Raw genomic sequence first — 12,502 nt, forward strand, 5'->3', positions numbered from 1 at the left:
AAGAATTCTCACTCGAAAGGGAGTGTGGGTGGGGTTTGACCGGGGAATCCATGGGCTCCCGATGGGTCGACGGAATGGTCGACTCCATCTTCCACAGTCCATCCACACCCGCTGTGGACAAGCCGGTGGAATACCCGGCCCCCTGTGGATAACCCGTCCCGCCGGACCTGCTCCAACTGCCGCTGTCCACAGGCCACATGCTCTCGGAGGAGGGGTGTGCGGAATTCGGTCGACGGACACTTCACCGTCATTTTCGGCCGCGCCGCATTTCCGGGGCCCTGTCTTTCAAATCGGACATAACACTACATAAAGCACTTAACTTGTCGCGTTCGGGCCTGCTGCACCGGTAGCCTGTCCCCGTGATTGACCTTCGCCTGCTTCGTGAGGACCCCGACCGTGTGCGCGCCTCCCAGCGCGCCCGTGGAGAGGACGTCGGCATCGTCGACGCCCTGCTCTCCGCCGACGAGCGGCGCAGGTCGTCCAGTACCCGCTTCGACGAGCTGCGCGCCGAGCAGAAGACGCTCGGCAAGCTCATCCCCAAGGCTCAGGGGGACGAACGCGCCGAACTCCTCAAGCGGGCCGAGCAGCTGAAGGCCGCGGTCAAGGCCGCCGACACCCAGCAGCACGAGGCCGCCGAGGAGGCGCAGCGCCTGCTGCTCCAGCTGGGCAACATCGTCCACCCCGACGCCCCCATCGGCGGCGAGGAGGACTTCGTGGTCAAGGAGGAGCTCGGCACCCCGCGGGACTTCACCGCCGAGGGCTTCGAGCCCAAGGACCACATCGACCTCGGCGAACTGCTCGGCGCCATCGACATCGACCGCGGCGCCAAGGTGTCCGGCTCGCGCTTCTACTACCTGACCGGTGTGGGCGCCCTGCTGGAGCTGGCCCTGGTCAACGCGGCCATCGCACAGGCCACCGCGGCCGGCTTCACCCCCGTCCTGACCCCGACGCTGGTCAAGCCCGAGGCCATGGCCGGCACCGGCTACCTCGGCCAGGTCGAGGACGACGTGTACTACCTGGAGAAGGACGGCCTGTACCTGGTCGGCACCTCCGAGGTCCCGCTCGCCGCGTACCACATGGACGAGATCATCGACGGGGCCAAGCTGCCGCTGCGCTACGCCGGTTTCTCGCCCTGCTACCGGCGCGAGGCCGGCTCCTACGGCAAGGACACCCGCGGCATCATCCGGGTGCACCAGTTCGACAAGGTGGAGATGTTCGTCTTCACCCGCCCCGAGGACGCCGAGGCCGAGCACGAGCGCCTGCTGGAGTGGGAGAAGCAGTGGCTGACCTCGCTGGAGCTGCCCTTCCGGGTGATCGAGCTGGCCTCGGGCGACCTCGGCTCCTCCGCGTCGCGGAAGTTCGACTGCGAGGCGTGGATCCCCACCCAGGGCAAGTACCGTGAGCTGACCTCGACCTCGAACACCACCGAGTTCCAGGCCCGCCGGCTGTCCATCCGGATGCGGGACGAGAACGGCACGCGCGCGCTGGCCACCCTCAACGGCACCCTCTGCGCCATCCCGCGCACGATCGTCGCCCTCCTGGAGAACCACCAGCAGGCCGACGGCTCGATCCGGGTCCCCGAGGTGCTCCGCCCGTACCTGGGCGGCCGTGAAGTGCTGGAGCCGGTAGCCAAGTGACTGCGCACCCCTCGCACCTGCCCTACCGCCTGATCGCGACCGATCTCGACGGCACGCTGCTCGGCCCCGACCACACCGTCTCCGAGCGCTCGCGCCGGGCGCTCGCCACGGCCACCGCGGCCGGCGCCGCGCACGTCGTCGTCACCGGGCGCCCGGTCGCCCGCACCCGGCACGTGCTGGAATCGCTGGGTTACGAAGGCCTCGCGGTGTGCATGCAGGGCGCGCAGGTGTACCACGCAGGCGAGAAGCGGCTGCTGACCTCGGTCACCCTGGACCGCCAGACGGCGCGGCAGGCACTGGAGAAGATCGAGGCGGCGACCGGCCGGCTGGCCGTCGCGGCCGCCCTCGATGGTATGGACGGCGACATCGTCCTCGGCCCCGGCTACCGGCTCTTCGAGTCGGAGCTGCCGGTGGGCCAGGTCGAGGTGCTGGACGAGCTGTGGACGGCGCCGATCAGCAAGCTCTACATCCAGCACCCGCAGCTGGGCGACGACGAGCTCGCCGAGGCGGCCACCGCGGCCGCCGGCGGCCTGATCGGGGTCGTGATGTCCGGGGCCGGCATCGTCGAGCTGCTGCCGCTGGGACTGTCCAAGGCCAGGGGCCTGTCGCTGGCCGCCCGGCGGCTGGGGCTGACCGCCGCGGACACCATCGCCTTCGGGGACATGCCCAACGACCTGCCGATGATCGACTGGGCCGGGTACGGCGTCGCCATGGGCAACGCCCACGCCTCGCTGAAGTCCGCCGCCGACGAGGTAACGGCCTCCAACGCCGAGGACGGTATCGCCGTGGTGCTGGAGCGGTTCTTCCCGGCTGCGTGAGCCCGCGGCAGGCCAGCCCGATCAGCAGCGCGGTGAAGTGCCCGAGGTCGGTGTACGTCCGTCCGGACTGCAGCAGCGGGTACGCGAAGAAGGCCGCGGCGGCCGCGAGGTACGCCCATCGCCACGGGGGACGCAGCAGGTAGGTGAGGACGCCCGCCACACCGGCGAGCCCGTAGCTCACGCCGATGTCGACGGTGTGCGCCAGTGACGGCGACAGCCGGTCGGCGTGGATGCCGAGGAAGACGGCCTGCTGGCTGATGAGGGTCGCACCGACGTGGGCGAGGGCGACGACCGCGAGCCAGCGGCGCGTGCCGAGCCGGCGCTCGACGGGTGCGTGCACGACCTCGTAGAAGAGGAAGTACAGCAGGAAGGCCGGCGGGGACTCGATCCACAGCGCGCTGACGATCAGTACGCGGACCGGGTGGCTGCCGAGCTCTTCCAGGTTGGTGCTGTTGTGGTGCAGCAGGAAACCGCGGATGTGCGGCGAGACGGCCGCGAGGATGCCGCTGGTCACCGCGAGGACGAGCAGCCAGGTGTGGGTGCCGGGAGTGGCGCGCACCCAGGCGCGGGCCTCGGAGAACAGCAGGCGCGCCGCGTCGCCGGGAGCGATGCGGCGTCGCCTGCCACCGGCGTCGTGCGCCGGCTCGTTCGATGCCATCCCCACCATCTTGCGGCAGGGACGGCCGAGGCACTCAGCCGGTTCAGGCCGCCTTGATCGCCGAGATGTCGAAGGTGAGCTTGACCTTGTCGCTGATCAGGACGCCGCCACCCTCGAGGGCCGCGTTGTAGGTCAGGCCCCAGTCACCGCGGTTGACGGTGGTCGCGCCCTCGAAGCCGACGCGCAGGTTGCCGTACGGGTCGACGGCCGAGCCGTTGAAGGCGAAGTCGATGGAGACCGGCTTGGTGGTGTCCTTGATGGTGAGGTCACCGTGCATGCGGTAGGTCTCGGCGTCGACCTGCTCGGCGGAGCTGCTCCGGAAGGTGATCTCCGGGAACGCGGCGGCGTCGAAGAAGTCTCCGGTGCGCAGGTGCTCGTCGCGCTGGGCCTGGTTGGTGTCGATGCTGACGACCTTGATCTTCAGCTCGGCGGAGGAGTTGGCCGGCTTGGTGCCGTCGAGCTTCAGCGAGCCCTCGTACTCGGTGAACTGACCGCGCACGGTCGTGACCATGGCGTGCCGGACGGAGAACCCGACCTCACTGTGCGTCGGATCGATCGTGTAGTCGCCGGTCAGGTTCGCCAGGTCGGCGGTGGCCACGGCGTCGGGGGTGCCCGCGGTCTCGGCGTCGGTCTTGCGGCTGAACAGGCCCATGATGGTTTAACTCCTCGTCGGGGGTTGGTTTACGTTTCAACCTCTTGCACCGTAACGCCATTCCCTTGAATCCTCAAGGAGGAACGTGACGGAGCCCACTTTCGAGGAAACACCAAGAACCGCCGCCGACGCCGCCCACGGGCGGCGAGGCGCAGGTCGATGCGCCTGGCGAGCTCCGGGCGGAAGAGGGCGATGAGCAGCCCCAGTGCGACCAGGAACACACCGACGGCGCAGAGCAGCGGAGTCTCGGACGTCACTCAGCACATCAGACAATCCGATGTGCTGCGACCTGAAGAAACCAGGCCGCCCGGGCGGTGAAGACCACCCGGGCGGCCGAATCCGCGGGGCGTCGGGCTACTCCTCGCCGGCCAGCGTGAGCGAGCGCATCCGCTGCCCCGCGTAAACGGTGGCGAGCACGGTGACCCCGATCAGCAGCACCACCGCCAGCGGCAGGCCGACGTCGGACGTGATCTGCCCCTCGCCCGCGATCCGCTGAGCCAGCGCAAGCGCCCACTGCTGCACGCTCAGCGTGCGTGCGCCCGGCACCAGTGAGCCGATCAGCGACTCCCAGATCAGCGCGTACACCAGGCCGAAGACCACGGCCTGCCGGGTCACCACGCCCAGCAGCAGGAAGACCGCCGCGTAGGTCACCGAGGCGACGGCCGCGGCCACGGCGAAGGCGACCGCGATGCCCTGGCTGTTGCCGTTGAGGATGAAACCGGCGATCAGCGTCGGCACGGCGGAGAAGACCACCGAGACACCGATCGCGACCAGCAGCTTGGTGACGATGATCGTCGGCCGCGGGACGGGCTTGGCCAGCAGGTAGACGATCGAACCGTCGTCGATCTCCGGCCCGACGGCGCCGGTGCCGGCGAAGACGCCGACCAGCGGCACCATCGTCGCCAGGGCGAAACCGCCCAGGACCGAGGTGGCGGTGGAGTCGTCGGCGCCGGTCAGCCCGCGGACCGCCGCGGAGATGAGGATCAGCAGCGCGGGAAGGGCGAACAGGACCAGGGCCCGGCGCCGGCCGAGCAGACCCCGGTAGGTCAGCCGGGCCACGGTGGGATTGAACAGTGGGAACACAGGAAGCTCCTCGCCCTATGCCGTGACCAGATAGGAGAACACGCTCTCCAGGGACTCGTCGGAGGGCGAGACCGTGAAGAGCCGGATGCCGCGCTCGCGCGCGACCCGCGGCAGAAGTTCGGTGAAACCGGCGAAGTCGATCGCCTGGATCCGCAGCGCCCGCTCCTTCCAGTCCAGCTCGATGGCGGCCGTGGAACCGTCCGCGATCAGCGCGGCGGCCAGCGCCCGGTCGTCACTGGAACGCACCAGGTAGCGGTGCGGCCGGTCCGTCATCAGGCGGCGGATCTTGCGGAAGTCGCCGGAGGCGGCGTGCCGGCCGGCCACGACCACCTCGATGTGGCTCGCCAGCTGCTCGACCTCCTCCAGGATGTGCGAGGAGAACAGCACCGTGCGGCCCTCCTCGCCCATCCGCCGCAGCAGGTCCATCAGCTGGAGCCGCTGGCGCGGGTCCATGCCGTTGAACGGCTCGTCCAGCAGCAGCACCGACGGGTCGTGCACCAGCGCGGAGGCCATCTTGGCGCGCTGCCGCATGCCCTTGCTGTAGGTGGCGATCTTGCGGTCCTGGGCGAACTCCATCTCGACGGTGGCCAGGGCGCGCCCGGCCGCGGCGCCCGGGTCGGGCAGGCCGTGCAGCTCCGCGTTGGCCACGACGAACTCTCGCGCCGTGAGGAAGTCGTACATCCCCTCCCGCTCGGGGACGACGCCGATGTGCCGGTACACCTGCTCGTTGCGCCAGATCACCGTGCCGTCGAGGGTCACGCTGCCGACCGAGGGGGCCAGGAAGCCGCCCATCATGTTGATCAGCGTGGACTTGCCGGCGCCGTTGGGGCCGAGCAGTCCGGTGACGCCGGGGCCGATCGTCATCGTCACGTCGTTGACGGCGACGACGTTGCCGAACCAGCGGGACACATGGTCGATGGACAAGGTGGTCACGACAGGACGGCCTTTCGGTAGCGGCGCATCAGCAGGCCGAAGGAGCCGGCGATCGCGACGAGCAGGACAACCACGTAGGCCACTCCGGCCACCGCGTTCGGCGGGCCCGCGGCGTCGACGAAGGAGGACGACGCACCCAGCACCCAGGTCTGTGCCCCGTCGATCAACGTGATCGGCGAGAACAGCCCCAGCCAGCCGATCACGTCCCTGTCGCCCTGGACGGAGGCGACCGCCTGGACGCTGGTGACGGCGCCGTACGGGAGCGTGAACAGCGCGATGATCGCCGCGACACCGAAGCCCCGGCGCGGGGTGAGCGCCGCGATCACCAGGCCGAGGCCCGCGTAGAGCATCGACAGCAGCAGCTCGGCGAGCAGGGCCTTGGCGAAGCCCGAGGTCTGGTCGGAGAAGTCGAACTTCGCCAGCAGCGCGCCGACGTAGAGGACCAGCACCGGAGTCGCGGTGAGGACGAACAGCGCCGTGGTGAGCGCCGCGAACTTCGCCGCCACGTAGTCGACCGCCTCGATCGGGCGGGAGAAGTACAGCGGCGTCGTCTTGAAGCGCAGGTCCAGCGAGACCGCCTGGGGGGCCTGCGCCGCCAGGAAGAGGCCGATCACCGCCTGCATGATGATCGCGTACCGGGTGTACTCGATCGGCAGTTCGGTCATCTTCGTGCCGATCGCCACGGCCACGATGATCGCGGCGGGGCCGCACATCACCGCGAACAGGATCATCGGCAGCACCTTGGACTTGACCGAACGGCCCAGTCCGTAGGCGCCGCGCAGGCTCTGCGTGTACAGCGAGCGCCTGGCGTACGCGCGGCCCAGCCGCGGCCCTTCGTAGTGCCGGTACCCGATGTCGTGAATGACGTCCTGGGCGCCGCCGGCAGCCGGCGCGCGTCCCTCAAGCTGCGTCACGGTCGTCCCCTCCCCGGAAGATCTCGGCGATGCGGTGCCGGCGCTGCTCCATCCGGACCAGGCCGGAGCCCAGTTCGGCGACGGCGTCGCGCACGGTGTCGTAGGTCTCGTCGCCGTCGATGTCGACGAGCAGCAGATGGCCGTCGGCGTGGGCGTTCAGCCCTGCGGCGGTGAGCTTGCTCAGCAGCTCCTCCTCGTGCTCGGTCACCTCGACCGCGAGAGAGGCGGTGGCCTGCGTGAAGTCGCTGGTGGAGGAGGCGCGCAGCAGCTGTCCGCCGTCGATCACGACGAGGTGGTCGCTGGTGCGTTCGAGCTCGCCGAGCAGATGCGAGGTGACGAGGACGGAGATGCCGAACTCGGCGTGGACACGCCGGATCAGCCCGAGCATGTCGTCGCGGCCGACGGGGTCCAGCCCGTTCGTCGGCTCGTCGAGCAGCACCAGCCGTGGGTCGTGCACCAGGGCCTGGGCCAGCTTCACGCGCTGCTTCATGCCCGTCGAATAACCGCCCATGGGGCGGTAGCGCTCCTCGTACAGTCCGACATGGCGCAGCGTGTCGGCGGTCCGCTCGCGCGCGGCCGTCGGCGGCAGCCCGGACATACGGGCCATGTGCACGACGAACTCCGTCGCGGAGACGTCCGGCGGCAGGCAGTCGTGCTCCGGCATGTAGCCCACGGCGGCACGGATGTCCGCGCCCCGGGTCGCCACGTCCATGCCCAGCACGGCGGCGCGGCCCTCGGTGGCCGGCGACAACCCCAGCAGGATCTTGATCAGGGTCGACTTGCCGGCCCCGTTCGCACCCACCAACCCGGTCACCCCGGGTTCGATGTCCACGGTGAGCCGGTCCAGAGCGGTCACCCTCGGGTACCGCTTCGTCAGGCTTTCAGCAGCGATCACAGTCACACCACGAACCTAGTGGTGCGAACCACACCCGTCGTCAGTCTCGGGGGTAGTCGTCCGTAGTCCTTGGGGCGGAGGTTCCCGTAGGGGACGGGTGATCACCGGATAGGTTGCGGCCGGCGGAAATCTCATGCGGGAGGGGCGTGAACGGGCGTGGAGAGCGTCGGGAACGGGGAGAACCGGGAAATCCTGGGGAACCGGGAGAACGCGGGCGGTCCTGCGGGCTCGCGGGGCCCGGGGAGTACGCGGCGCTCGCGGGGTTCGGGGAGCGGGCGACGGGGCATCGTCGGGACGGTCCTGCACGTGCTGCGCCGTAGGCCGGCGCTGTTGTGCTTTCCGGCGCTGAGCGCGGGGGTTCTGATGATCCTCCTGCTCATCGCGTGGCTTCAGCCGCTTCGGGGCATCTGGGAGCGCGCGCGGCTCGACCAGGCGCCCACCACGGGGCAGTTCATGGCGCTCCTGGTGTTGTACTTCCTGCTGTCCTGCACCAGTACGTACTTCAACGCGGCGCTCCTGCACTCCGTGCACGCGCTGGGGCAGGGCCTGCGCCCGGCCGTACGCGTCTCGCTGCGGGCGGCGCTGCGGCGACTGCCGACGCTGCTGGCGTGGTGCCTGCTCGGCAGCAGCCTGGGGATGGCGCTGCGGGTCCTGGAGTCGACCGCGGGGGTGTCCTGGATCTTCGAACTGGCCGGAACGTCCTGGTCGTTGTGGACCTTCTTCGTGCTGCCCGTGATCGTCGCCGAGGGCACCGGCCTCTTCACCGGCCTGCGCCGCTCAGTGACACTGGGCCGGGCGGAGCTGGGCAACTGGGTGGCCGGCGGGATACGCCTGGCCCTGACAACCATCCTCGTGGTGATCATCGCGATCATCGCCCTCATCCTCGCGGTCGAGTCGGACAGCGTGACGGTCATGGTCGCCGCGGCAGGCTGCGTCGTCGCGCTGTTCCTCGCGACGGGCCTGCTCTCCGCGACCGTTTCCGGCATCTACCGGATGACGCTCTACCAGCGGGCGGTGGCACGTCGGCCGGCCTGACCTGCCTGACCGGCTTGTCCTGCCGTACCCGTCGGGGCTGCCGGGGCTGCCGGTTCCGGGCGTGACGTCCGGTCCCGCGGTCCGTTGCAGCGCGTGCGTGACGCTCACGCGCACAGTGCCAAGTCGCCGCGACGGTCGGCCGTTCGGGCGTGCGCCTCGGCCGCGGTCCTGGCCGAGGTCTCGTCGGCACCTGCCGTCGCCGCTTGGACGGAAGCGCCCTCACGGACCCTGCGGGAACCACTGCGCGGCACCGGGGAGGCGCCGTGGGCCTCGGCGCGAATGCGCTGCTTCATCGTGGGCGGCAGCGACAGGTCGCGCAGACACTCGGCGATGCGGGGGGCGAGGAGGTGCGCGGCCGACGACTCGTGCGCTGCCGTGGACCCCGGCGACCCCGGCGATGCCGATGGCATCGCGGCGCGGTGGGCGAGGGCGGCGCGGTGTGCCGTTGCCTGCCGTGTCGTGCGGTCGGGCCGTGGCCGGGCGGCGGGAACGAGATGCCGTGCCGACCGCGCGCGGGGCGGGACGACGGGTTCGCGGCGTTCCGGCGCCGCACCCGTGGGTGGTGCCTTCACCCCCCTGGAGGTCTCGGCGAGCAGCGCCTCCACCAGGGAGAGCGGGGCGGCCTGCTGTCGCGGGGCGACGGCGGCGGTGGTACGGCCGGCCGGGACGGCGAAGCCGAGACCGGCGATCATCTTGAGAAGGAGCGTGACGAAGGCGTTCCAGAACGCCTTGGTGTGAGTGTTTGCAGCCATGACCTCTCACTTCCTCGTGAGTCGGGGAGCGACTAGTCCGATGATGCGGAAGTGAGCACGGAATGTCCGGAAGCGCACCTCGAGAGTGGCGATATTCCGATCAACACCACCCGGGTGGCCCAAGCGGGACCCCATCGCCCCCGTTCGGAGGCCCGTTCACCTGACAATCCCCCGGGTTGCGGGGCCCTGAGACCGGTGTTATCTCCCGACAGTCCCCGGCCCCAACGGGGGGGTGGGTCGCCACGGCGGCGCTCCGGACGGCCCTGCTTCCTCGACGTATGTGCGGAGGACCACCCGCCGTGACGAAAGCTCCCCGGGCGGTTCCGGGCGCCGGATACGGTGGCCGCCGTGTCCTTCCGTTTCTCCTTCACGGGACCCTCGCCGTCGGCGGTCGCACGCGTTCGCGCGGTGCCGCCGGAAACCCTCGAAGACCCCGATGACCACTGCTACCTGGCCATGTACGGATGCGGGGTCCTGGCCCGGACGGACGCCGCCTTCCGCATCGGCGGATTCGGCTGGGACGACTGGCGGTCGACGGCCTGCGCGCGGGCCGGGAGACCGAGGTCGACCTGTATCCGCAGGGCGTGGAGCGCACCTTGACGTTCCGGCCCGACGGCGGGCGCGTGCGCATCAGTTGCGTGTCGCGGACGTCCTGGGTGCCGCGACCGGATGTCGAGGTGCGCGCCGCCGACGAGCTGATGGACGACTGCGTCCGGCTTGCCCGCGACTTCGCGACCGCCCTCGCCGCCGTGGCCCCCGCCGTCGCCCGTCTGCCGCCGTTCGACCGCTGGACCCGGGGAGGTGCATGACCCCGGGCCGTATGGTCGTCCCATGCGTCTGAGCACTGTGATTCTGCCGATCTACCGTTGGGCTGCGGAAGGACGGGAGGTGTGGCGGCGGGCCGAGCAACTCGGCTTCCACACCGGCTACACCTACGACCACCTGTCGTGGCGGAGCTTCCGGGACCTCCCCTGGTACGGGGCGGTGCCCACGCTGACGGCGGCGGCCGCGGCGACGGAGCGCATGCGGCTGGGAACGCTGGTGACATCACCCAATTTCCGGCATCCGGTGACGCTGGCGAAGGAACTCATCACCGTGGACGACGTCAGCGACGGCCGGCTCACGCTGGGCATCGGCGCGGGCGGGACCGGCTTCGACGCGACGGCGCTGGGGCAGGAGCCGTGGACGCCGCGCGAGCGGGCGGACCGGTTCGGGGAGTTCCTGCCCGTGCTGGACCGGCTGCTGACCGAGCCGGTCGCGGACTACGAGGGGGAGTTCTACTCGGCCCGCGAGGTGCGGAACATCCCCGGCTGCGTGCAGCGACCGCGGATCCCGTTCGCCGTGGCGGCCACGGGACCGCGCGGGATGCAGCTGACGGCCCGCTACGGACAGGCGTGGGTGACCTACGGCGATCCCAAGGGCCCGGCGGACGTGCCCGTCGAGGACTGCCCGGCCGTGGTCTCCCGGCAGTTCGACAAGCTGGAGATCGCGTGCGCGGAGATCGACCGCGATCCCGGCGAGCTGGAGCGGGTGCTGCTCACCGGGTCGACGGCGGAGCGCCCGCTGGAGTCCCTGGACGCCTTCGTGGACTTCGCCGGCCGGTACGCGGAAGTCGGCATCACCGAGATCGTCCTGCACTGGCCGGTGCGGGACTCGGTCTACGCGGCCGACGAGAAGGTCTTCGAGCGCATCGCCACCGAGGCCCCCGCGCAGCTCAACTGAGGCTGAGCCCGGTCCCCCGCCGCCACCGGGCGAGCCGCACCGGCGACGCGACCGGCGGGGGGCCGGCCGGGCAGACGTCGACGTGGCTGATCCGGCAGGTGCCGGAGGGCACGGCAGCCCTCAGGACGGCGGCGGTGCCGTCGCCCGCGACGCGCCAGCGGCGGCCGGCCGGGACGGCGGCGGCGGGCCGCTCCCCGGGCTCGATCATGATCCAGCGGCCGCCGGGCGTACGGTGCCGCACGACGGCGGAGCCGCACAGGGCGCATGTCGTGGCGGTGCCGGACGCCGGATCGGGGGCGCGGACCTGAGCGGGTATCTCCCCGCGGGAGGCGAAGCCGATGCCGTCCAGGACGGTCGCCACGGCATCGGCCAGGAGCACCGGCTCCCGGTCGGGCTGTTCCTCACAACGCGTCATGAGTGCCATGCCGCGATGGTGACAGCCGCCACTGACAATGCCGCGGCGCGGAATGTGGCGGTGATCGCACCCGGCCCCCGGCTACAGCCATCGGGGACCGGATGAGCGACCATGGGTCGGTGACCTCAGCCACCCAGCATCCCCTGTCCCCGGACGCCCTCCTCGCGGTCCCCGCACCGCGGCTGATCGCCACCGATCTGGACGGCACGCTGCTGCGCGACGACAAGACCGTCTCCGACCGGACGATCGCCGCGCTGGCGGACGCGGAGGCGGCAGGTGTCGAGGTCTTCTTCGTCACCGGCCGTCCGGCCCGGTGGATGGACGTCGTCGCCGAGCACACCGCCGGCCACGGCATGGCCATCTGCACCAACGGCGCCGCCGTCTACGACCTGCACCGGGGGCGCCTGCTCGCGGCCTATCCGCTCGACGCGCGCGACGCGCTCTCCGTCGTCGCGGCCCTGCGCACCACCGTGCCCGGCACGACCTTCGCCGTGGAACTGACCGGCGGCTTCGCGTACGAGCCGGCGTACCCGCCGTACACGCCCATGCCCGACGCGCTCGTGGCGCCCGTGGAAGAACTGCTCGGGGCGGCCGGAGGCGGTCAGCCGGTGCTGAAGCTGCTGGCCAAGCACCCGTCGATGGACCCGGACCTCTTCCTGCGCACCGCACTGGCGGCGGCCGGGCAGTACGCGGAGATCACCCGCTCCAGCCCCTCCGCGCTGCTGGAGATCAGCGGCACCGGGGTCAGCAAGGCGACCACGCTGGCCCGCTGCTGCGCCGAGCTCGGGATCAGCGCCGACGAGGTGGTCGCGTTCGGCGACATGCCCAACGACCTGGGAATGCTGTCGTGGGCGGGCACCTCCTACGCCGTCGCCAACGCCCACCCGGACGTGCTGGCGGCCACCACGCACCACACCGCGGCCAACGAGGACGACGGCGTCGCCCGGGTCATCGAGCGGATCCTCGCCGCCCGCTGACCGCCGGGCCG

13 protein-coding genes and 1 pseudogene are annotated in these 12,502 nt (G+C 70.9%); 6 read left to right on the forward strand and 8 right to left on the reverse strand.

Annotated elements, in window-relative coordinates:
* The first annotated feature begins 359 nt into the window (after positions 1 to 359).
* Together serS and RV983_RS18085 are read left to right on the forward strand one after the other, a co-directional pair.
* Positions 360 to 1,637, forward strand: coding sequence for a serine--tRNA ligase (gene serS, locus RV983_RS18080; RefSeq protein WP_475986797.1), 1,278 nt, complete (start codon positions 360 to 362; stop codon positions 1,635 to 1,637).
* Entirely contained in the window at positions 1,634 to 2,455 is an 822-nt protein-coding gene (locus RV983_RS18085; RefSeq protein ID WP_475986798.1) for an HAD family hydrolase, read from the forward strand. Before serS ends, RV983_RS18085 begins: the two co-directional genes overlap by 4 nt.
* Before the next feature lie 52 nt (positions 2,456 to 2,507).
* On the opposite strand, the pseudogene RV983_RS18090 reads toward RV983_RS18085, so the two are convergent.
* The 6 genes and pseudogenes from RV983_RS18090 to RV983_RS18115 form a co-directional block, all read right to left on the reverse strand.
* Positions 2,508 to 3,122: pseudogene (locus RV983_RS18090) on the reverse strand (rhomboid-like protein); the annotation flags it as partial.
* Positions 3,123 to 3,156: 34 nt separating this feature from the next.
* Positions 3,157 to 3,765, reverse strand: coding sequence for a YceI family protein (locus tag RV983_RS18095; RefSeq protein WP_475986799.1), 609 nt, complete (start codon positions 3,763 to 3,765; stop codon positions 3,157 to 3,159).
* 354 nt (positions 3,766 to 4,119) lie between these two features.
* Positions 4,120 to 4,839 carry an ABC transporter permease subunit gene (locus tag RV983_RS18100; RefSeq protein ID WP_475990363.1) on the reverse strand — a complete coding sequence of 240 codons (720 nt, stop codon included), beginning with the start codon at positions 4,837 to 4,839 and terminating at the stop codon, positions 4,120 to 4,122.
* 24 nt (positions 4,840 to 4,863) lie between these two features.
* Positions 4,864 to 5,781 carry an ABC transporter ATP-binding protein gene (locus tag RV983_RS18105; RefSeq protein WP_475986800.1) on the reverse strand — a complete coding sequence of 306 codons (918 nt, stop codon included), beginning with the start codon at positions 5,779 to 5,781 and terminating at the stop codon, positions 4,864 to 4,866.
* Positions 5,778 to 6,695 carry an ABC transporter permease gene (locus RV983_RS18110; protein ID WP_475986801.1) on the reverse strand — a complete coding sequence of 306 codons (918 nt, stop codon included), beginning with the start codon at positions 6,693 to 6,695 and terminating at the stop codon, positions 5,778 to 5,780. Before RV983_RS18110 ends, RV983_RS18105 begins: the two co-directional genes overlap by 4 nt.
* A complete protein-coding gene (locus tag RV983_RS18115) occupies positions 6,682 to 7,596 on the reverse strand; it encodes an ABC transporter ATP-binding protein (protein ID WP_475986802.1) in 915 nt (304 codons plus the stop codon). Before RV983_RS18115 ends, RV983_RS18110 begins: the two co-directional genes overlap by 14 nt.
* Before the next feature lie 300 nt (positions 7,597 to 7,896).
* On the opposite strand from RV983_RS18115, the gene RV983_RS18120 reads away from it, so the two are divergent.
* Positions 7,897 to 8,625, forward strand: coding sequence for a DUF6159 family protein (locus RV983_RS18120; protein WP_475986803.1), 729 nt, complete (start codon positions 7,897 to 7,899; stop codon positions 8,623 to 8,625).
* A 104-nt stretch (positions 8,626 to 8,729) separates the two neighbouring features.
* Here RV983_RS18120 and RV983_RS18125 read toward each other — a convergent pair whose 3' ends face one another.
* Complete coding sequence (locus tag RV983_RS18125; RefSeq protein ID WP_475986804.1) at positions 8,730 to 9,377, reverse strand: DUF6344 domain-containing protein; 648 nt, start codon at positions 9,375 to 9,377, stop codon at positions 8,730 to 8,732.
* A 464-nt stretch (positions 9,378 to 9,841) separates the two neighbouring features.
* Here RV983_RS18125 and RV983_RS18130 point away from each other — a divergent pair, with 464 nt between their 5' ends.
* Positions 9,842 to 10,186, forward strand: a complete 345-nt coding sequence (locus RV983_RS18130) for a hypothetical protein (RefSeq protein ID WP_475986805.1) — start codon at positions 9,842 to 9,844, stop codon at positions 10,184 to 10,186.
* A gap of 22 nt (positions 10,187 to 10,208) precedes the next feature.
* A complete protein-coding gene (locus RV983_RS18135; RefSeq protein ID WP_475986806.1) occupies positions 10,209 to 11,099 on the forward strand; it encodes an LLM class flavin-dependent oxidoreductase in 891 nt (296 codons plus the stop codon).
* Here the strand turns inward: RV983_RS18135 and RV983_RS18140 are convergent.
* A complete protein-coding gene (locus tag RV983_RS18140; RefSeq protein ID WP_475986807.1) occupies positions 11,092 to 11,523 on the reverse strand; it encodes a DUF6083 domain-containing protein in 432 nt (143 codons plus the stop codon). The two genes, RV983_RS18135 and RV983_RS18140, sit on opposite strands and share 8 nt — an antisense overlap.
* A gap of 110 nt (positions 11,524 to 11,633) precedes the next feature.
* Between RV983_RS18140 and RV983_RS18145 the strand changes: the two genes are divergently transcribed.
* Complete coding sequence (locus tag RV983_RS18145) at positions 11,634 to 12,491, forward strand: HAD family hydrolase (protein WP_475986808.1); 858 nt, start codon at positions 11,634 to 11,636, stop codon at positions 12,489 to 12,491.
* Positions 12,492 to 12,502: the final 11 nt, after the last annotated feature.

The sequence above is a fragment of the Streptomyces sp. RLA123 genome (assembly GCF_056270165.1).

Bases quoted from the DNA above. Each gene is read 5' to 3' on its own strand.
- RV983_RS18095 (WP_475986799.1), bottom strand. From the start codon at position 3,765: ATGGGCCTGTTCAGCCGCAAGACCGACGCCGAGACCGCGGGCACCCCC.
- RV983_RS18140 (WP_475986807.1), bottom strand. From the start codon at position 11,523: ATGGCACTCATGACGCGTTGTGAGGAACAGCCCGACCGGGAGCCGGTG.
- RV983_RS18130 (WP_475986805.1), top strand. From the start codon at position 9,842: ATGCGGGGTCCTGGCCCGGACGGACGCCGCCTTCCGCATCGGCGGATT.
- RV983_RS18135 (WP_475986806.1), top strand. From the start codon at position 10,209: ATGCGTCTGAGCACTGTGATTCTGCCGATCTACCGTTGGGCTGCGGAA.
- RV983_RS18125 (WP_475986804.1), bottom strand. From the start codon at position 9,377: ATGGCTGCAAACACTCACACCAAGGCGTTCTGGAACGCCTTCGTCACG.